We start from the raw sequence: 20,987 nt of genomic DNA, 5'->3' as shown, positions 1-20,987 counted from the left end.
CATGCCAATAATCCAAAAATAACTGTTGCCCTAACGGGTTAAGAGATGCTTGAGCTGTATGAGTTCGAAAGTCTCACGTACAGTTCTTAGGCGAGAAAGAGGGAGTAATCCCTCTGACTTAGCCGACAATTCCATAACTTCATAGAGTAAACATGACCCAAAAAAGATCGAAAATATTGATCATTGATAATGAAAATGATAATGTTGAAATACTGGAAGCCATACTCAGCTCCGACTATGAAGTTATAAAAGCATATTCCGGTTGCAAAGGTCTTGAGATCGCAATTGCTGAAAGTCCTGATATCATCATACTTGACATCATGATTCCGGACATTACAGGCCATGAGCTATGCAGGACATTGAAGAAAGATGAACGCACAAAGCTCATACCTATCATCATGCTGACATCACGGGCAGAAAAGAAAGAGAAAATAAAAAGCCTTGAAGAAGTTGCAGACGATTTTCTCAACAAACCTGTCAGTCATATGGAAATATTAAGCCGTGTGCAATCCCTGTTAAAAATAAAACACTTACAGGAAAACATAATCAAGGAAAGGAACCAGGCATATAAATATCTCGATGCAGCAGGCACTATCATTGTTATAATCAACACGGACACAGAGATAGTATTCGCAAATCAGAAGACCTGTGATATCTTTGGTTGGGAGAAAAAGGATATTCGCGGTAAAAGCTGGATAGATTTTATTCCGGAAAACGGACGTGAACGCCGAAAACAGGACTTGCTCAGCATCTTGAGCGGTAAAGCCCAACCGCCTGAATATTACGAACGTTTAGTAGTGACTAAAAATGCGGATGGTACGTTTTCCGAACGCATGATCCTCTGGCATGATGTGATATTAAAAGATGATGAAGGCAAGATAACAGGATTGATTCGTTCAGGAGACGACACGACTGAAAGAAAAAATATTGAAGAAGAACTTTCAAAGGCTAACGAAAAGCTCCAGATCTCCCACAAGTTGAAAGATGAATTCCTGGCAAACATCAACCATGAGCTAAGAACACCATTGATATCAATAAAAGGTTTCAGTGACCTGCTCTACAATGAAAGACTGGGTGACCTGAACGAGCATCAAAAAAAGACAATGGAATCCGTGGTCCGAAATTCAGAACGCCTGCAACATCTCATAGAATCACTGTTCTATGTAAGTGAAATGCAGAACGAGACGATAAAATACACATTCAGTCTTATTAATATCAAAAAAATACTTGAAATGATCAAAAAAGACATGTTCCCCCAGATCGATCAGAAGGGGATCGAGGTCACTACCGACATTTCCGATTCGCTCTCACCGGTACACGGGAACGCAAAGTACATAGAAAGTGTATTGATGCATCTGCTTGGCAATGCTATCAAATATACTCCATCAGGAAGGAAGATCTCCATCCTTGCCTCAGAAGAGAACGGGGACATACACATCGTCATAAAAGATACAGGTAAAGGCATTCCAAAAGAGATGCTTACCCATATATTCAGTGAAGCTCCTGAAGAAGAAACTGAATGTGATATCTGTTACTGTAGTCAGGATTATGGACTGATCATCTGTAAAAAGATAATCGAAGCGCATAGAGGCACCATATGGATAAACAGTGAAGTAGACCAGGGCACCGAGATCCATGTCAAATTGCCTGTATTCGTTGATAAAGGCCCCATCTGCAAATAAATGAACTTAGACGGCCTTCAGGCCTTCCTTTTGTGCCATATATAAGAGGTCCAGCAGATCAATGACCGGAACATCACTTGCCTGTTCCAGATTCGTCCTACACAACGGACAGCATGTTACAATATGGTCCACACCATCGGGAACATCCATTGTCCTCTTTTTAGCAATTGAAGCCGAAAGGTCAGGATATCCTTTCCTGACTCCCCCACCCCCTCCGCAACATCTGGCATTTTCCCTGTTGGTCCTCATCTCTTTTAGATCACAGACAGCCATTATCAGTTTTCGGGGAGCATCGAATATCCTGTTTGCCCTGCCAAGATGACACGGATCGTGATAAGTTACCGTGAGATCCAGCCTTCCAAGCCCCAACTCATCCATATGTTCCGCCAAAAACTCAGTGATGTGAACGACATTGAACCTGTCGGGATAGTCATTCTTGAACGTATTATAACAACCTGCACAACTGGCTATTATGGTATGTGCACCGGTCTTTTCGATCTGCTCAAGATTATGTCTTATGAGCTCATCCGCATCGAATCCTGTCCTGAGTAGCGGAGAACCACAACATACCTCATCGGAAAGTACGGTCACCCCCATATCTCTGATAAGGTCATATGTCTTGAGAGCATCTTCCCTGAACCGATATGAACCAAGGCACCCTACGAAATATACATAGTCTGCGACCTTGGGAACATCCCTTTGCCCCAGGATAAAACTTGTATCAGACCTCTTTTCGCCAAGGGGATTTCCTGTAAGAAGAGTATTATTATACAATTCCAATTGTGAACCTTTGACCTTGCCCATCCTGACAAGGTCGCGACGTAACTCTTCGAAGACATCAGTTGGCTTTGCTCCTGCAGGACACATCTGCTCACACAACCCACATGTGGTACAGGTATTGATGCTATCGATCATACTTTCATCCACATCCATCCCTTTTGAGATACCCTTTGCAAGAAGCATACGCCCTCTCGTACTGAAAGATTCCCAGCCAAGTTCTTCAAAGACCGGGCATATACTACGGCATGTCCCGCAACGGACACATTTGAGAATCGACCTTTGCTTATCTTCCTGCATATCAAAGCCCCATTTTACCCGGATTAAGTATCCCTTTCGGATCAAGGGCCCTTTTTATCTGCCGCATCACCTCAAGAGAAGTTGGGTGTTCCAGTTCCATATACATCGCGCGTGCCTTCCCCACCCCATGCTCAGCACTCACAGTACCACCCACAGAGATCGCACGCCTGTATATCCTGTCCGCCACAGCATGTGCACTTTCCAGTTCTTCCTCACTGAGCATATCGATGGCCATCCCGGTATGGAGATTCCCATCGCCGATATGCCCATAGGTCATAATATGAATATCGAACTCTTCTGAAAGCGAACGCACGTATTCAAGCATACCAGGTAGTTCTTTTATTGGAACTCCAATGTCTTCTCCTACATAGATACGAGTGCGCTTAACATCGATCTTTGATATGGCAGCACCTACCAGCCTGCGTGCCTTCCATAGATTATCACTTTCAGCTCCACTCTCCGCGACCTTTATGGCAGAAGCCAGCTCCTCACAGGCTTTCCCCACAAGAGCAGCTTCTTCCCTGACCGCATTCTCCATCCCGTCCACTTCTATCATAAGAATAGCACCCACATCAGGAAGTTCCACAGAAGGATCGAACCTCCTGACCGCCTTGATGGCAGTACTGTCAAGAATTTCACATGCCGAAGGTATGATCCCGGATGAAAGCACCTTCACCACGGCCTTGCCGGCAAGAGTGGTATTGTCAAAGGATGCAAGTATGACACTGCGGGAATGGGGCAGAGGATGTACCTTGAGCACAGCCTTAGTGATGATACCAAGAGTGCCTTCAGAACCTACCATCAGATCGGTCAGATCATACCCTGAAGCTGTTTTCAATGTCTTCGAGCCGGTGTGCACTATTCTGCCATCGGCCATCACGACCTCAAGATCGAGAACATAGTTCCTGGTAGTACCGTATTTCACACACCTCATCCCGCTTCCATTGTTCGCCATGAGCCCGCCGATGGTACACATGGCAGTGCTCCCAGGGTCAGGCGGGAAGAAAAAACCATACGGCTCCAGTGCCTTGTTAAGTTTTTCGTGAACGACACCGGGTTCGACCGTGATCTGAAGATTGTCAATATCGATGTCAAGGATACGGTCCATTGAGGACATATCCAGCAAAATGCCCCCTTTTACCGGAACCGCACCACCGCAAAGACCTGAGCCTGCACCCCTTGCAACAACAGGAGTGTTCGACATGTCCGCTGATCTGATCACATCAGCTACCTGTTCAGTGCTTGCAGGCCTTACGACAAAGTCCGGCAGCCCTTCTACTCCGGAAGCATCAAAGGAATAACAGTAAAGCTCTGACCTTCGGGTAGAAACATTCTCTTTCCCGAGGATCTCCTCAAGTTCTTTAGCGAGCATCATCTTAACCTGAAACCCTTTTTAAAAATAAACGTTTGGGTACTTATGTTCAGTAGAAAAGATTTACATCTACTTAAGCATATTAGGGAAACATGACATCATACTTTGAGGTAGAACAACGGGATGGTGCTGCCCGAATTGGAAAAATACTCTTTCCAACACCAGTAAGGACACCATATATAATTGATACAGCATCCCTTAACGATGCCCATTCCCCCATAACAGATGCAGGCTCCATCTGGAACATCTCTATTGAAGAAGCAGAAGAAAGGATCAGGAAGATCCGCGAAGAGGTCGGGGATGAAACTATTATCATACTTCCTCATCAGGACCTGACCTTGGAAGTACCTGAAGATGTGGTAATGAAGACCTCGGAGAGAACCGAAGTTGAATCCACAGGTCCTATAGGTCGCATTTTCCGCAAAGGTGTGGATGTGAAAAAGGCTGACCTTTACGTAATGGAAGGTGCAGGTTCTTTAGAAGGCAATGCGAGAAAGTTCCTGGAGAGACTTATCGATCTGAAAGATAGTGTTGCTCCTGATACCGCTATTTACCTGCCGAACCTCTGTACCCCCATAAATGTTGCAATGCTTGTTTACCTTGGAATAGATATTGTTGATGATACAAAGGCAATAATAGCCGGATATAACGATATCTACATGACAACTGCCGGCAAACATTTCCTTGATTCGATGACAGAGCTGCCATGCAGATGTGAAGCATGCGCACCTATTACGCTCGAGGAACTAAGAGCAATGCCTAAAGCTGATAGGGCAGAGCTGATCAGCAGACATAACCGCAACATGCTGGAAGCAGAGATAGTCCTAGCAAGGGAAAGGATACGCTCCGGCAACCTTCGTGAATACATTGAAGGACAGTGTAGAACAGAACCGTGGCTTGCAGCACTTTTGAGGCTTTCCGATACACAATACGACTACATGGAAAAGCAAACTCCTATTGCCAGGTCCAACCAGATGCTTGCAACGACTTCTGAATCCATGACAAGGCCTGAGGTCGTTAGGTTTGCAAAAAGGATACAGGAAAGATATACGCCTCCGGAATCCGAAATACTCGTGCTTTTTCCTTGCTCGGCAAAGAAACCATATTCAATATCCAATTCCCACAACAAGTTCATAAAATCATTGGGAAAGTACAGGAAATTCGTGCATGAGGTTATCCTTACCTCCCCACTGGGTATCGTACCCAGGGAGCTTGAAATGACCTATCCTGCAGCACATTATGATACTGTTGTGACAGGATACTGGGATGCTGAAGAGATAAAGTGGGTCTCCGCCTGCCTCAGGGATTATCTTTCAAAGCACAGCTATTCACATGTCGTAGCACACGTAGAAGGAGCTTACAGGGAAATATGTGAGATAGTTTCAGAACAACTTTCCATCGATTTCATTTATACAAGTGCAGGGAACGTGTCATCATACGATTCCCTTGATAACCTGAAAAAGACCCTTTCTGAGATAGTGTCGGAAAAGGAGTATAAGCAGACCAGATCAAGGACCGACATGATGCGTTCTATTGCAGACTACCAGTTCGGCCTAGGTGCCGGTAAGCTGGTCGTACCTGACGATGCAAAGATAAAGGCACCATTCCCCAAACATCAGGTATTCATTGGCAAAGAACAGATAGCTACAATGATACCGCAGTATGGTACACTCGCACTTACCGTTGCAGGGATACGATTGCTTTCAAATTCCGAGGAGTACTCAGGCTACACTGTGACCATAGATGATTTCCTTCCAAGGGGCTCATTGCTTGCACCTGGTGTTGTTGCTGCTGACAAGAACATCAGACCCGGAGATGAGGTCATGATCACCGGCAGTAAAGCAATAGGGGTCGGGCGCGCTATGATGAGTGGAGAAGAGATGGTAGGCTCATCACGAGGGGTAGCTGTGGACCTCAGACATGTAAAAAAGGCTAACTAAGGCATTAATTTGCTTTTAAGGCCTTTTTTCTCTTTTTCTTATTACTTCTTTCAATATTCTTTTTTATAATGAGATACCTACTAAAAGACAATGATAGTCAGAAATTTTATGCCCCAGGATTTTGAACAGGTTCTGGCCATTGAAATGGAAGCATTTACAGAGCACAATCCTTTCGTTTACATGAACTTCTATGAGATGAACGATGAAGGATTTCTTGTTGCAACCACGGGCAATAAGGTCATTGGTTTTGTCATGGGCTATCGGTCTGAAACGAACGAAGGCCGTATATTCTCCCTGGCAGTAAAAAAGGAATGGCAGAACATGGGAGTTGGAAAAAAGCTCCTTAATTCTATTCTGGACCTGTTCAAAGATGAGGGCATAAGATCTGCGACCCTTGAGGTCAGGAGCAGCAACGACAAAGCTATTCAGATGTACAGGAAAATGGATTTTATAGCTTGCTGGATAGAGCACGATTATTATTCGGATGGAGAAAGTGGGATCATTATGAAAAAACAACTTTCTCCAAGGTCATGGACCAATCACTCCAAGAATATCTCTTTTGAAGTGCCTTCACTTCCTGAGACCAAGTTCCAATTGCCTGACAATATTTAATTATTGCTGACAGGGGAGTGCCTTCCAGTGCGCTCTGCAAATTCCTGCATTCTTACAGATGTTCTGCCAATGCCAGAAAGCTCATCTTCTGAGATTATCGAAGCAAGATGGTTTCCAAGTATAAATATGGCATGTTTATGATCTGCTTTACTGCGATGGATATGAACAGGACTTATTGACAGTGATCTATATTCAGAAAAATCATAATCACTGCTCTGAGATTCCAGATGTCTCTTTATCTGAGCTAATAATGTATGCAACTGAATCAATTCATCTTTTTGCATGGTTTTAGTCCGTTTTCTTTACACCACACTATTTTGTGTGCGTTGCATTACAGTAAACTTAAGACTCAAATAAAACCATTATTCGCGGACGAGCCTTTCCTATTTATCATATAAATGTTTTTTGATTTATTTTTTATGATTAATAATGCTCTATTGAGGGAAAAAGAGAAAAAGAGAAAAGATTTGATCCTTAAATGATCAAAAATCAGATGCTGTCAGAACATTGACACTTGCAGGGCTTTTTGCAATATTGCCCTTTTTCACACCAATAAGGTTCTCAATACCCTTGTCAGATGCGATATCCAGGATACGCTGAGTTACGACACCATCGAAAACAACGCTCTTGATCCCTTCATCGTTCTCTTTCAGTGTGTTGACCAGATCACGAACTGCAGTTTCCTCAATGATCTTGTCCTTTGAATCCAAAAGTCTTGCTCCAAGAGTTCCATTCAGTGCATCAGAGTGTGGTTTAAACCTAAGTGCCTGTGGAGAGAGCACTGCGGGCTTTGCTTCTTTTGGCGCCCTTGTTTCCCTGGGTGCCGTTGTTTCCCTGGGTGCCCTTGTTGCTCTAGTTGCCGTTGTTTCTCTAGTTGCTGTTGTTTCCCTGGGTGCCCTTGTTGCTCTAGATGCCGTTGTTTCCCTAGTTGCTGTTGTCTCCCTTGGTACCCTTGTTGCCCTAGATGCCGTTGTTTCTCTAGTTGCTGTTGTCTCCCTTGGTACCCTTGTTGCCCTAGATGCCGTTGTTTCTCTAGTTGCTGTTGTTTCCCTTGGTATCCTTGTTGCCCTAGATGCCGTTGTTTCCCTGGGCACCCTCGTTGCTCTTGATACCCTCGGTTTCTCTTCGGACATGGAAGGTTTGTTAACAACTTTGGTAGCAACAGGTGCAGAGACCTCACTCGTTGGCCTTTCCTTGCGCTTTGGAATGCGTGTGACCCTGCCACCCTTAGCAGGTTTTTCTATCTGTTCAGGTTTAACATCTGTTTTGATAGAGTAATTTTCAAGAGCCTGCTCTACAGGGATCTTCTGCCTCAGTGCGCGTACGATCTCCCTCTGAACAAGGTCTTCGACACTCTTTCCGTCAGGAGCACGTGCAATGTAATCAATGTCTGCAACCTGTAGAAGCTCCTTTATGATGAGCTTTCCACCACGGTCACCGTCTGTGAATGCAGTTACGGTCTTCTTCTTTGTGAGCTCTGCAACCTCAGGTGGTACATTGGTGCCGCCTACACAGATAGTGTTCTTGATACCATATCTCAAAAGGTTCAGCACATCCGCCCTGCCTTCAACAACAACGATCGCATCGGATTCGACCACATTAGGGCCACATGGGATCTTGTTCTTTCCATAGTACTCCATCTCTTCAATGCGTACTGACTGACGAACTTCATCTGCGATCTCCTGGGATTCCGGAAGGTTCTCATCGAACATGTCGGTAAGAATGTACTTTGCACGCTCAATGATATGTTTCCTTTTGGTTGCACGAACATCCTCGATCTGTGTGATCTCGATCTTTGCCGTACATGGACCTACTCTGTCAATGGTCTCAAGGGATGCTGCAAGAATAGAGGTCTCAACCCTATCGAGGCTAGATGGAATAAAGATATTACCTTTGGTCTTACCGCCCTTTGCACCTACTGCAACCTCTATCCTTCCGATACGGCCGGTCTTTTGAAGATCGCGCAGGTCCAGATCTGAACCAAGCAGACCTTCTGTCTGGCCAAAAATAGCTCCTACAATATCAGGGCGTTCAATTATTCCGTCAGCGCTGATCTTTGAATGAATGATATATTTAGTGGTGTCTGTATTTTGCATATTATCTCCTTCTTATACAGTAGTTGCCATATTAGGCAGGATCTACGTTTAAACAGACTAACAAAATATGACCAAATATGCATACTACAAAATAGGCTCTCAAGAGTAGAAGAAAGAAGATCTTTCGGCTGCATGTACTATGTCAGATATTGTCTATTGACCATCAATTCAAACAAATTCCCCATAGTTTGAACTACCAAGTAAGGCATCAACTCTCCAGATAATCCACATATATATAAGACATCCCAAAATCCCCTCGTGCATCAATTGCACATGGATGTGTCATCTGTTAATGCGAATAATTCTGTATGCTGACATCGAACCTTTGAATAGCTATAGACAATTGACACAAATTATAAAGTGCCGTTTGTCCAATTCCTATAATATGAATAAGCCTGACTCTCTCGACTGCTCCTTCTGCTTGTAATATGTGATATGGTGCGCATAAAGTGATGGCGCAACCACAATGATCCAGATTTTATTTTGATAATCTGTTTATTTCCATTGAATAAATCACCCAATGGAATATTTGATAAATTAATTAAGTTTTAGTGTGATAGTATTCCAATCACAATAGACTAATTAGTCCTTACACTTTAATAACTTTGTGGTTTTGGATCTTTCTGAAATACCTCTGCACCACGATTTCAAAAATGTGTTCGAAAAACTATTTTAAGGATCATTATGGTATTGTAAAGTGGATGTAATTAAATACATCACAGCATCCTCTTTAAAATATAAAGATCACACCATAACCACAGTATATTCACTAAAATCAAACACGATAACCGTGTTTAAATTTGTCTGATGTAGAGCTAAAATATCGTAATAAATCAACATGTTTAAATACAATAACATAATAGGGATGCTGACGAGCGGGACACATTATTTTTTACTACAATAACCCCCCCCACTCCCCAAACTCGCTCGTCAATTATCTTACTGTTCTATCCTCGGTTCTTCATCATATACGGTTCTCATCAAATGCCAAAACCCTAATAACATGCATCTGAGAATATCTTTATGAAAGATATTAGAAAATATGACCTTGCCATCATCGGCGGAGGTGCTGCCGGGCTTACTACTGCTACACATGTAAAGCGGTGCAGGGACCTTTCCATCATAGTCATTTCAAAGGATGCTCACATATCGTACAGTGAATGTGGGATACCTTTCAAACTGTCAGGCAAAGTAAATGATTTTGATTCTCTTATTGTCAAAACTCCTGACTTCTTTGATAAGATGGGGATAGACATAGAACTTGAAACTGAGGCCCTGTCAATAGATATTCTCAATAGAACGATAGAGCTTGAGAACTGTGATATCTTGTTCGATAAGCTTGTCATCGCTACCGGTGGAAAACAGCGGATACCTCAGCCCTTACAGAAATATATCGGAATGGATGGCGTATTCACCCTGCAAACACTTGCTGACGGCATGAAAATAGAAAATGCACTTCTTTCCGCTGAGACCATGGTCATCATCGGTGCCGGTGCAATAGGTGTTGAGACCGCAGCCGGTATAGCGAAAAGAGGGATAGACACAACACTGATCAACCGCGGTCCTGCAATTATCTCACGTCTGATAGATCCTGATATGGCAGAGATAGTTTCAGAATACCTCAAGTCTGTCGGTGTAACCCTCATTACAGGCAATATACCGGATAGTATCGAAGGGAAAGAAAGGGTGGAGAACGTTCTAATTTCAGGAGAACGAATACCAGCGGATATCGTTATAATAAGCACAGGAATATTACCTGATGTCGAACTTGCAGAAAATGCAGGTCTTTCCACAGGAGAACTTGGAGGTATTATCGTGAACGAACACCTTCAGGCATTTGTGGACGGCGATTTTTCAACCGACATCTTTGCAGGCGGAGATTGTTGTGAGATCACAGACTTTATCACCAACAAAAGAACACTTGTCCAACTCGCCCCTGCTGCAAGACATATGGCCACCATAATGGCTAACAACATCTGTGGGAAAGATACCGTACTCAAACCTCTTCTGGGTCCCAGTATCTACGTTGCAGGTGATCTCCTGATAGGCTCGGTGGGTCTTACAAGTAAAAGAGCAAGATCAGAAGACATCGATATCATCACAGGTTACGCTACAGGAACGACAAAAGCATCTTACTACCCGAACAGCAGTGATATCCACATCAAGCTTATTTTTAGTGATGATCACCTTACAGGTGCACAGATAATCGGAAAAAGCGGTGTAAAAGAAAGAATTGACAGTCTTGCTTTCATGATAAAGAAGAAGACCACAGTTGAAGAAATGCTTTCAATTGAAACCTGTTACGCACCGCCGGTATCTACTGTTGTGGATCCCCTTATGTATGCAATTAAAGACGCTTTCAGGAAAATAAAGGCAAGAACATGATCGATATCGATGGTTCCTATGGAGAAGGCGGCGGACAGATAGTCAGAAACGCCATAGCACTTTCTGCTGTTACGGGAAAAGCAACATCCATAAAGAATATACGTAAAGACCGGCCAAACCCCGGACTCTCTCCCCAGCATGCAAAAGCAATAGGAACAGCGGCCTTATTGTGTGATGCAAAAGTAGAAGGAGTTAAGATCGGCTCTACGGATATTGCATTCTTTCCACAGGAAATAAGGGGGGGTAACTATACCATTGATATCGGCACTGCGGGAAGCATAGCTTTACTAGTACAATGCATAATGCCCATTGCTGCTTATTCTGACACTAAGGTCAAACTTGACATAAAAGGGGGAACTGATGTTTCATGGTCACCAAGTATAGATTATCTTAATAATGTCACACTCAATGCCCTCTCGAAAATGGGCTACCGATGCAACATCGATATTTTAAAAAGAGGATACTACCCGCGTGGTGGAGGTAGTGTTAAGGCAATGATCGAGCCTTCACATTTAGTGCCTCATGATCTTTCAGAAGAAAGAGGGATCATTCGTGGAATATCACATTGCTCCAATCTGCCTGACCATGTTGCACAGAGGCAGGCCGACAAAGCAAAGGCCGTTCTTGAAGGTGCCGGCTATGAATGTTCAATAGAAACATGCCGTACTGACTTTCAATCCACCGGTAGTGGAATAACTTTATATTGTGGAATGAAAGGCTCTTTCGTCCCCGGTAAAAGAGGAATAACAGCAGAAAAGGTAGGCGGTGATGCTGCTACATCCCTTCTGGATGAACTTTTAACCCCTTCTTCCGTTGACATTCATCTTGCAGACCAGCTTATCCCCTATCTCGGACTTGCTGAAGGTGGTTCTTTTACTGTAAAAGAAATATCACCCCATACAAGGACCAACATCTGGGTCACAGAAAAATTCCTTGATATAAAGTTCAAAACCGAAAAAAGAAAAGGTATAGTGGAAATTTCAATTCAATAAGCTTCAAAAAGCTTATTCCTCAGTTTCCACGACGCTAAGATATTCCGGTGGAACACCATCTGTTAGCACAATATCATCATTGACCAACATAAAATGCAATCCATCATCTTGTGCCTCATCCACATCGACCTCAAGCACTACCGGATTCTCAGTATGGACCGAAGCTGATTCTATCGCCTTCCCATAACTTGTACTAAGATGTACATAGCGTTGTCTCATGGGAGCAATACCAGTATCAAGAAGCATATCAACCTCTTCCTGACTGACACCATAGTAAAGATATGGAAGCTCAGTTTCAAGATAGTCCAATTCCACATTAACAGAATGACCGTATCTTGCCCTTATCTTGGAACCCTTTATCTCATACCTAGTTTTCAGATCGGATTCGATCAGAGAAATAAGCCGTTCCCTTGTCGCCCATTTGTAGCGGCGGTCCATTATGTCACAGAGCAGGTCCATATTGACCCAGCCCTGTTCGTCCATAGTGAGTCCAACATCATCGGGAAAGTGCCTCAATGCGCCTGAGATGAACCTTCCGAGACGCTCTTCGCGTTCATCGTCCAGTACATACCTTCCGCTCTCACCACAGTCCGGACAAAACTCGCCCCTGAAGTATCCATGCTCATTACACTTGCGAATCATGCTATCTAAATGCAAATGCATTTTATACTTAATATATCTTTATCTACATCCACGCATCAGAAAGCGGATAATAGAAAATAAGAACGGATTTCTGCAAGATAATGTATGACCTACCTTTCGTTAGGGTTATATCATATCGAACTAAACTTACCCGAGGCCCATGCTATTACAAAACAAGGAAACAGCCTATCTTTTTCCTATAAGTTTTGGATAATTCTTATGGACCCGTTTTAATACTATTTACAGGTGTCATCAATGGACGAGATAACTGAGATCTACAATAAGCTTGGAGGCATTATCAGCGAAGACGATTTTAGAAAGAGGGTCGATGAAAAAGTAGACCAAATGAGCGGTCTTTGTGATATGAAGACAGCAGCAATGCTTGTTGCTCATGATCTTGGGGTCACAGATACTGTAAAAGATATCATCAAAATAAAAGATATAACTGCTGATATAGGCAATGTGAGCTTTGTAGCAAAGGTCACTTCCATTCTTGATGTACGCGAATTCAATCGCAACGATGGTACCATTGGCAGAGTGGGAACTGTTAAGGTCGCAGACGAAACAGGTTCCATAAAGCTCACTCTCTGGGATGACCGTGCGGATATCATTAAGGACGGAAGCGTCGAGGTTGGAGATTCCCTGGAGATCACAGGTTACGCAAAGGATGGCTATTCCGGAACAGAGATAAACATCGGCAAATACGGCCTAATGCGTCAGACCGACCAGAAAGTAGAGGTCAGCATGCAGTCACAGAAGATAGCTGATATAAAGGACGGTATGTCCGACATCAATATTTCAGGAAAACTTCTGGATATCTCTGATGTCAGGAACTTCCAGAAAAAGGATGGTAACCCTGGGCGCGTCATGAACATACTGATAGGTGACGAAACCGGAAAGATACGCGTGACACTGTGGGACGAAAAAGTAGATTCCACCACTTCCCTGAACCTTGATGATGCTGTTGAGATAATCAACGGATATGCAAGAACAAATAATTTCAGCCAGCAGGTTGAGGTACAGATCGGAAACCATGGTGTTCTCAGAAAGACCGAAGCAAATGTCGAGTACAAAGAGAGCTATACACCTATCGCTGACATCATACCCGGCGAATCCTATTCAATAAAAGGATTTGTTTCCGGTCTTGGAGAACTGAGGGAGTTCGAGAAGGATGACGGAACCAGCAACATGGTCTCAAACATCTATGTATCTGATGATACCGGCCGTATTCGAGTTGCTCTGTGGGGAGATCATGCCCTTCTTGTAGATGAACTGGACATTGAGACACCTATCGAAATAATTGATGCATACTCAAAATCCGGATACGAGGATATAGAACTAAGCGCTGGAAACCGTACAAGAATAACAATCAAGTAAAAATGAACACCTATATATGCTATAAAGTAGAATTTTTATGTAATTGAATGTGGGAATTCAATTAGTAGCATAGGAAGGTGATGTTTATGGTCCTGGTGACCAAAGGGGACATTGAGGCGGACGGGTCTATCAAAGAGACCCTGAAAGATGTTACCGTTCATGAGATAATGACTAAGGATGTCTTTATCCTTGACGTGACAAGCACAGCTCTTGAAGTAGCCAAGGCTATGGATGAACAGAATATTGATAGCGTCATCATCACAAAATATGGTGAAGCTACAGGCATTATAACTGAAAGAGATATGGTATGTAAGGTAATGGTAAAAGATGCCATGCCCCACACCGTAAATGCTGAAGAAATAATGTCATCACCTATTCTAACAGTGAAACCAAACACTGGTGCCATTAAAGCATCTGAAATGATGGTGAAATTCCATATTCGAAGGCTTGCGGTCACCGATGGGAAGGCGATCGTAGGACTTGTTACCGACAGGGACATCCTTACAGTAGCTCCGGGTCTGAATACAATTCTGGAAGACCTTATAGAGATAAATAGAGAGCAGGATGTCGTTGAAACTATTGACATTGAAAGGGGGGTATGTCAGAGGTGTGGATCACATGTGGATGATCTAACTCAATTTAACGGTCTTATACTATGCGAAGATTGTAGAGAAGAAGAAGAATAAGAATAAGCAGATGAAGATGAAGCTTCTTTGTCTGATTCATATGATCGGGGGTTTTATATGAAAGTCAACGAAATTATGTCCAAGGATGCTGTTAGTGTGAAAGAGCACGACAACATGACATATGCACGGCAGTTAATTAGAGACCACTTTCTTAGAGGTCTTGCTGTAACCAATGCCAACGGAAAGATGGTTGGTATCCTGAAAGATAAGGATATTCTCAACATCGCATCCACACGTTCCAATGTAACCATTGAGGGATTCGTGAATGATTGTCCGCTTATAACACCAGAAACAGACATCATGGATGCTGCAAGACTTATTATTGCATCAGGTGTCGGGCTCTGCCCAGTAGTGGCCTCTGAAACTGATAAAGAGATAGTCGGAATGGTAAGCAATTCAGATATTCTTGCAAATATCGGACCTCATAAAATAAATACCAAAGTTGCGGCTGATGTCATGACAACTGATGTCATTAGCTGTAACCCACAGGACATTCTTACAAAAATATGGCCGATCCTACTTACATCGAATTGTTCCGGTCTACCTGTGGTCACCAATGCTCATGAACTTCAGGGCATGGTAACTATAAGGGATATCATAAGATCCGGATTTGTCAGGCCAGCCATTAGTGAGAAAAATCAAACACAATCCAAAGATGTTCCGCCAGTTGAACAGATAATGTCAACTCCTGCCTATACAGTGGCTTCTGACACCAGTGTAAAAGAGTGTATTGAAAAGATGCTCCATTATGATATCGGAAGACTGACGGTTGTTGATGATGGGAAAGTAACAGGAATAGTGGCCCGGACCGATATACTGCGTGCTTCTTTATGAGTGTTGATCCCGCTTTATGACCTAGCATAACTGAGGCGAATCTATCAAGAAATAAAAATTAAACAATTAGGATTGTAACCACAGACTTTTCAATATTTTTGGATGGCTTTTTGTTTATTCCAAAATTCGTACAGCCTATCGAATACTTAATTATTGGAAAAAAATAAGGAGGATAAAATGAAACTTCAAAACAACGGCCCTGTGGGTAGCAAGAAAAAGGATCCTGTTCAGTTTGCTACCAATGAAACAATGGATAAGAGGGCTTTCGATTTCCATGCGAAGATATCAGAGCATGAAGGGGATATTATGTCTGTGGCAACTAAGCATGTTATTACTATCCCGCCTACAACAAAGATCATTGATGCCATCAAGATAATGACAGAAAGGAAGTTCAGGCATATTCCTATAACAAACGCTGGCACAAACAAAATTGAAGGTATCATTACATCTTTTGACATAATCGATTTCCTTGGGGGAGATAAGAGCCAACTTATTGAAAATAAATACAAAGGGAACTTACTGGCTGCTATCAACGCTGATATAAGTTCGATAATGCAACCCCACGTAGTGTCCATTCATAGCACTGGCAATATCAAGGAAGCCTTTGAGCTCATGCTGAAGCACAACATAGGAAGCTTGCCTGTAGTTGATAGCACAGATCATGTTTGTGGAATATGCACTGAGAAGGACTTCTTAACGTTTGCAAGCGGACTTCCCACTAATATGTCAGTTGCCGGTCACATGAGCAAAACGGTGGAAAAGGCGTCTGCTGATATGAAGATCGGAGATGCTGCTAAAGTGATGGTCAAGAACAACTTTAGAAGACTTCCTGTTGTAAAGAAGGATATACTCATAGGAGTTGTCAATGCATCGGCCATTATGAACTTTTTAGGGAACGGAGAGGTATTTGAGAATTTGGTCACCGGTAATTTCCACGAAGCAATGGATGTTCCTATCAGTTCATTGGTCTCAAAGGATGTAGTATGGACCACTTCTGATATAGACCTCGGAGAAGCGAGCAGCCTCATGCTCAAACATGGTGTTGGATCCCTGCCTGTTATCGATAATGAAGAGCTTTGTGGTATAATCACAGAAAGGGATATCCTAAGAGCAATAGCTGAATGAATTTTATTTCCACAGGAATAACTAACAAACGAAGGAGGATGAGATATGAATATATCAGACATCATGAGCTCCCCGGTGTATGTTATGGAGCCGGAAGAGCCTGTGTCACATGCAAGGAAATTGATGCTTAGACATAAGATAAGCACAATTGTTGTCGTGGAAGGCAACAAGATGATAGGTATCGTTACCAAATCCGATCTTGGAAGACGCCTGGCCCAGGCAGAACCAATGTGGAGACGAAGACCTATTGACAAGGTTCCTGTAAAGATGATAATGACAGAAGACCCTGTTACGATCTATAAAGATGCATCTGTTCCTCAAGCAACGGCATTGATGGTAGATAACGATATCAATAACATCCCTGTGCTCAACAATGGAGAACTTGTTGGTATTGTTACAAGAGTGGATATAATTCGCTGCATGTCTGAGCTCCCTGTTAAAAAAAATCTGGGTGAGATCATGACGGCAGATCCTATTTTTGTTCACAGGCATCACACCCTCAACCACGTGATCGATGAAATGGAAAGTAACAATGTCAGCAAGCTTATTGTTACAGATGATTCCGGGGAAGCTGTTGGAATTATAACGACAAGAGAACTTGCACTGCAGGTACTTGCAGATAATGAGGGAGAACTTCCTTCAAAGAACATAAAGATGGCAAGAAAATCAGAACCCAGTGGTGAGAAAATATACAGATATGTCAAGACTGTCCCTCTTGTGGCAGAGGATGTAATGAGCGACATATTTGCTGTACTGGATGTTGGGGATGATATCACAAAAGCTGCAAAGATCATGGTGGAAAGGAACATTACAGGTATCCCTATTGCTGAAAATGATGAGATCGTCGGTATTGTCAGCAGGACAGATATCATGAGAGCAGCTTGATGGATATTTGAGAGATAAGTGATAGATTAGTGATCTGACGTCACGAAATAAAAGAGGTGAGAAGATATGCAAGTGAAGGACATAATGGTAGAACCGATATCTATTGATAAAGCAGACACGATATCCCATGCGCTTGATGTTATGGAAAAGAAGGATACACGCCGCCTTTTGGTAAAACATGACGATAAGCTTATCGGCATACTTACAATGAGAGGTATTACTAAAGAACTTGGTACACGAAAGAAAGGGGCTAAACCTGCATCTTCACTCCATGTAGCAACCGCTGTTTCAGATAAATTCGTAAAGGTCCTTCCTGATATGGATGTGGACGACGCACTTATACTGATGGCAAAGGACCGCGGTATTATAATTGTAAGCGAGAATGAGAAGATTCTCGGTTGGGTTACACCAAATGAAGTGCTGAACAATAGTCAGATCGATGGTTATGCTGCTGAGATAATGAACAAGGAACCTATAATCGTACATCCAGGAGACAGGGTCAGCCATATCAGACACATAATCCTTGATGAAGATATTGGAAGGTTCCCTGTTATTGAGGATGGCAAACTTGTAGGTATTGTCACTGAACAGGACATCGCTAAGTCAATGCGTGCTTTCAGGGATATTGTTTCTGGAAATCAGCAAGATTCGCGTATTAAGAACCTCATTGTCGAAGATATTATGAAAAGAGGTGTCAAGACCGTGCAATCCAACACTCTGATGTCGGATGTTACAGCGATGATGCTCAAAGAAAAGATCGGGGGTTTGCCGGTAATGAACCTTGAAGGAGATATGGTAGGTTTCATTACAAGAAGGAACATTATTAGTGCGTTTGCAAAGTGAAAGAATGAAACCTGATGATGCTGATCGTATCATATTGGATGTGAGGGCAGCTGCAGATTATCTGGACCTGCCCTTTTCCAAACTCCAGAAATTATTACAAAAGCGTGAGCTTTTGCAGCTCTGGGGAGAACATCAGCATCTTTTTCGTTTTGATACATCTATTTCTCATATTGACAGCGGATCAGTTCTGTAGCAAAAGAACGGCTGTTTTGAACTTATAATGGGATTTCCAAAGATACACCGGGCCATGCTGTTAAAACCTACTATAGAAGCTCACTTTTCTGATGTCGAGACTGTCTGTGCCGAAGAGAAGATGAACGGTTTTAATGTGCGTATCGTTACAGTTGACGGGAAGATCATTGTCATAACCCGCGGAGGTTATGTCTGCCCTTACTCTACTGAAAGGGCACAGAAGTTTTTGGATATTGATTTTTTTGAAGAACATCCGGAACTTGTACTCCACGGCGAGATGGTAGGTCCTGACAATCCTTATATCCCAAAGAAGATATACAATGTCGAATCCCTTGAACTTTTCGTTTTCGATATCAGACATAAACATACTGGCATTCCTCTTCCGCTTTATGAGCGAAGGCAGCTTGCAGAGGAATACGGATTCACACAGGTCAGGCTATTTGGCGAATTTCCAAAGGAAGAAGCTCCCTTAAGGATAAGTGAGATCATCAGGGAACTTGGGAAGATAGACCACGAAGGCGTTGTTATCAAAGATCCCATGATGGAGATAGCACCTTTAAAATATACCTGTTCGCAAAGCAATTGTGCAGACCTGAAACATGCTTTCAAGTTCTACAATGATGTCGGCAGGGATTATCTGTTCTCCAGGGTAGTGCGCGAAGGTTTTCAAGCAGTTGAATGGGAAGAGACATCTGATGATATAGACAAGCGCTGCCTGCAACTTGGCAGAAGCATACTTTACCCCATGATAGATTCGATCATCGATATAGGAAATGGTGTCCGTATAGCCGATGAAGTTCAGATGAGGGTCTCAACCCTTGAAACTATTTCGAAGTTCAAGGAATATTTAAGACGGCAAGGCATGGAAGCCATTTTCAGTGAACCGGAAGTGGCAGGTGATGAATTTATTGTCAAGATAAAGAAGCTGAACAAGAGTACCAATGATAAGACGCTTTCCATGTGGAAGGGAGAAACATGGTAAGCTCAAAAAAGCATATATCACAATAAGTATTTGTGTACACAAAAAGTGTGATAATATATGACAAAAATAACTATCATCGGAAGCGAAAAAAGCGGAAAGACAACCCTTGCTGCAAAATTAGGGAAGAAGGGAACCGTAGCAGATTTTACAATGTACGATTTTGCCAAGAGCGGAAAAGTTCTGACAACTATCGATGCAACAGGATATCCTACAGCTATCAAGCCGATGATGGCTGGTTTAAACCTTTCGGACATTGCAGTTCTGTGCATACCTCCTGAAGGACTTGATCTTTATTCAGGAGAGTGTATCATTGCACTCGACCTTCTGGGCTATAAGCACGGCATCATCGTTCTGACAAAATCAGATACAAGCTATCCTTTTGCCATTGATGAACTGAAGGAGAAGATAACGAAATTAACAACAGGAACAGCTCTTGAGAACTGGGAATATATTTCTGTTTCCACAACATCCTTTGAGGGAATGGAAGAGCTCAAGGAAATGATATTCGATCTTGGCGAGGTTGTCGATAAAGAGCTTGAAGAATTGAACGAGCTTCCACCACGTGTGGTCGTCGACCAGACCTTCAATGTTACCGGTATCGGATGTGTTGTTCTAGGTGTCGTGGACCAGGGAACCATCAACGCAAAGGATAAACTGATAGCTTTCCCAAGTGATAAGCAGATAGAGATCCGTTCCATTCAGCTGCATGATGTAGATGCAAAGAGTGCACCAGCAGGTGCAAGAGTTGGACTTGCACTCAAGAACGTGCAATCAAAGGATGTTGAGAGAGGTTTTGTACTCTCACAAAAGGAAGAAGTTACAGAGGACCTTACACTCAAATGTCATTTCACACCCTTCTCAAAGGGCTTTGCGGTAGGAGATGTTCCTCATATCTTCGTAGGTTTGCAGTCAGCCCCAATGCGAATTGAAAAGATCCTCGTCAACGGAGAGGAAGTTGAGAGGACTACAACAGATGCTGAATGTGTGCTTACTCTCTCAGGATCGAAATTACTGGCTTACACTGAATCTGACAGGTTCATAATCTGCAATCTGGATGATAAACAGAGATTTGTGGGATATGGCTACATAGCCTAAAACCCCATTTCTTTTTTTGGCATTGTTAACTAAACATAGCTAACTCTTTATTTCTGTACTTCATCAAAAGAAGAACAGAGTACTTCAGCATTTCAAGACTCTTAGTATAACACTTTGACTTTCTTCTCAATCTTGCCAGAAAGTGCCTAATTATGCTGTTATATCCTTCA

General features: G+C 42.8%; 19 protein-coding genes and 1 pseudogene. 14 read left to right on the top strand and 6 right to left on the bottom strand.

Translation table 11 applies throughout. From position 1 onward, the window contains the following. Nucleotides 1-152: 152 nt before the first annotated feature. Entirely contained in the window at nucleotides 153-1,682 is a 1,530-nt protein-coding gene (locus tag KDK67_RS10520) for a hybrid sensor histidine kinase/response regulator (protein ID WP_250868755.1), read from the top strand. A 6-nt stretch (nucleotides 1,683-1,688) separates the two neighbouring features. On the opposite strand, the gene KDK67_RS10515 is transcribed toward KDK67_RS10520, so the two are convergent. Beyond that, entirely contained in the window at nucleotides 1,689-2,759 is a 1,071-nt protein-coding gene (locus KDK67_RS10515) for a (Fe-S)-binding protein (RefSeq protein WP_250868753.1), read from the bottom strand. Nucleotide 2,760: 1 nt separating this feature from the next. Further along, the gene (locus KDK67_RS10510; RefSeq protein WP_250868752.1) at nucleotides 2,761-4,134 is read right to left on the bottom strand and encodes an FAD-binding oxidoreductase; all 1,374 of its coding nucleotides are present in this window, start codon (nucleotides 4,132-4,134) and stop codon (nucleotides 2,761-2,763) included. An 89-nt stretch (nucleotides 4,135-4,223) separates the two neighbouring features. Here KDK67_RS10510 and arcS point away from each other — a divergent pair, with 89 nt between their 5' ends. Both arcS and rimI read left to right on the top strand, forming a co-directional pair. Beyond that, nucleotides 4,224-6,071 (top strand): archaeosine synthase subunit alpha, encoded by a 1,848-nt coding sequence (arcS, locus tag KDK67_RS10505; RefSeq protein ID WP_250868751.1) that lies wholly within the window; start codon nucleotides 4,224-4,226, stop codon nucleotides 6,069-6,071. A gap of 90 nt (nucleotides 6,072-6,161) precedes the next feature. Then, nucleotides 6,162-6,683: a ribosomal protein S18-alanine N-acetyltransferase gene (gene rimI / locus KDK67_RS10500; protein WP_250868749.1), complete on the top strand. Its 522-nt coding sequence runs from the start codon at nucleotides 6,162-6,164 to the stop codon at nucleotides 6,681-6,683. Here rimI and KDK67_RS10495 read toward each other — a convergent pair. Both KDK67_RS10495 and dnaG read right to left on the bottom strand, forming a co-directional pair. Then, nucleotides 6,680-6,967, bottom strand: a complete 288-nt coding sequence (locus tag KDK67_RS10495) for a UPF0058 family protein (RefSeq protein ID WP_250868748.1) — start codon at nucleotides 6,965-6,967, stop codon at nucleotides 6,680-6,682. The genes rimI and KDK67_RS10495 overlap by 4 nt on opposite strands. A gap of 198 nt (nucleotides 6,968-7,165) precedes the next feature. Beyond that, the gene (gene dnaG / locus KDK67_RS10490; RefSeq protein WP_250868746.1) at nucleotides 7,166-8,779 is read right to left on the bottom strand and encodes a DNA primase DnaG; all 1,614 of its coding nucleotides are present in this window, start codon (nucleotides 8,777-8,779) and stop codon (nucleotides 7,166-7,168) included. A gap of 1,023 nt (nucleotides 8,780-9,802) precedes the next feature. Here dnaG and KDK67_RS10485 point away from each other — a divergent pair. After that, entirely contained in the window at nucleotides 9,803-11,164 is a 1,362-nt protein-coding gene (locus KDK67_RS10485) for an NAD(P)/FAD-dependent oxidoreductase (RefSeq protein ID WP_250868744.1), read from the top strand. Then, nucleotides 11,161-12,156, top strand: coding sequence for an RNA 3'-terminal phosphate cyclase (gene rtcA, locus KDK67_RS10480; protein ID WP_250868743.1), 996 nt, complete (start codon nucleotides 11,161-11,163; stop codon nucleotides 12,154-12,156). Before KDK67_RS10485 ends, rtcA begins: the two co-directional genes overlap by 4 nt. 12 nt (nucleotides 12,157-12,168) lie before the next feature. Here the strand turns inward: rtcA and KDK67_RS10475 are convergent, their stop codons facing one another. Next, entirely contained in the window at nucleotides 12,169-12,798 is a 630-nt protein-coding gene (locus KDK67_RS10475; protein ID WP_250868742.1) for an RNA 2'-phosphotransferase, read from the bottom strand. Nucleotides 12,799-13,053: 255 nt separating this feature from the next. On the opposite strand from KDK67_RS10475, the gene KDK67_RS10470 reads away from it, so the two are divergent. The 9 genes from KDK67_RS10470 (at nucleotide 13,054) to KDK67_RS10430 (ending at nucleotide 20,817) form a co-directional block, all read left to right on the top strand. Further along, nucleotides 13,054-14,175, top strand: coding sequence for an OB-fold nucleic acid binding domain-containing protein (locus KDK67_RS10470; protein WP_250868740.1), 1,122 nt, complete (start codon nucleotides 13,054-13,056; stop codon nucleotides 14,173-14,175). A gap of 86 nt (nucleotides 14,176-14,261) precedes the next feature. Further along, a complete protein-coding gene (locus KDK67_RS10465) occupies nucleotides 14,262-14,861 on the top strand; it encodes a CBS domain-containing protein (RefSeq protein WP_250868738.1) in 600 nt (199 codons plus the stop codon). Between the two features lie 57 nt (nucleotides 14,862-14,918). Further along, nucleotides 14,919-15,695, top strand: coding sequence for a CBS domain-containing protein (locus tag KDK67_RS10460; protein WP_250868736.1), 777 nt, complete (start codon nucleotides 14,919-14,921; stop codon nucleotides 15,693-15,695). A gap of 177 nt (nucleotides 15,696-15,872) precedes the next feature. Continuing rightward, nucleotides 15,873-16,820, top strand: a complete 948-nt coding sequence (locus KDK67_RS10455; RefSeq protein ID WP_250868735.1) for a CBS domain-containing protein — start codon at nucleotides 15,873-15,875, stop codon at nucleotides 16,818-16,820. A gap of 45 nt (nucleotides 16,821-16,865) precedes the next feature. Continuing rightward, nucleotides 16,866-17,705, top strand: a complete 840-nt coding sequence (locus KDK67_RS10450; RefSeq protein ID WP_250868734.1) for a CBS domain-containing protein — start codon at nucleotides 16,866-16,868, stop codon at nucleotides 17,703-17,705. Nucleotides 17,706-17,771: 66 nt separating this feature from the next. Then, a complete protein-coding gene (locus tag KDK67_RS10445; protein ID WP_250868733.1) occupies nucleotides 17,772-18,548 on the top strand; it encodes a CBS domain-containing protein in 777 nt (258 codons plus the stop codon). A 4-nt stretch (nucleotides 18,549-18,552) separates the two neighbouring features. Further along, nucleotides 18,553-18,741, top strand: a complete 189-nt coding sequence (locus KDK67_RS10440) for a hypothetical protein (RefSeq protein ID WP_250868732.1) — start codon at nucleotides 18,553-18,555, stop codon at nucleotides 18,739-18,741. A gap of 27 nt (nucleotides 18,742-18,768) precedes the next feature. After that, the gene (locus KDK67_RS10435; RefSeq protein ID WP_250868731.1) at nucleotides 18,769-19,722 is read left to right on the top strand and encodes an RNA ligase; all 954 of its coding nucleotides are present in this window, start codon (nucleotides 18,769-18,771) and stop codon (nucleotides 19,720-19,722) included. 57 nt (nucleotides 19,723-19,779) lie between these two features. Then, nucleotides 19,780-20,817, top strand: coding sequence for an EF-Tu/IF-2/RF-3 family GTPase (locus KDK67_RS10430; protein WP_250868729.1), 1,038 nt, complete (start codon nucleotides 19,780-19,782; stop codon nucleotides 20,815-20,817). Nucleotides 20,818-20,842: 25 nt separating this feature from the next. Here KDK67_RS10430 and KDK67_RS10425 read toward each other — a convergent pair. Next, nucleotides 20,843-20,987 (bottom strand): annotated as a pseudogene (locus KDK67_RS10425) (IS1 family transposase); the annotation flags it as partial.

It is taken from the genome of Methanococcoides seepicolus (genome assembly GCF_023684405.1).
GTDB lineage: Archaea > Halobacteriota > Methanosarcinia > Methanosarcinales > Methanosarcinaceae > Methanococcoides > Methanococcoides seepicolus.
This window is presented reverse-complemented; position numbering and strand designations above follow the sequence as displayed.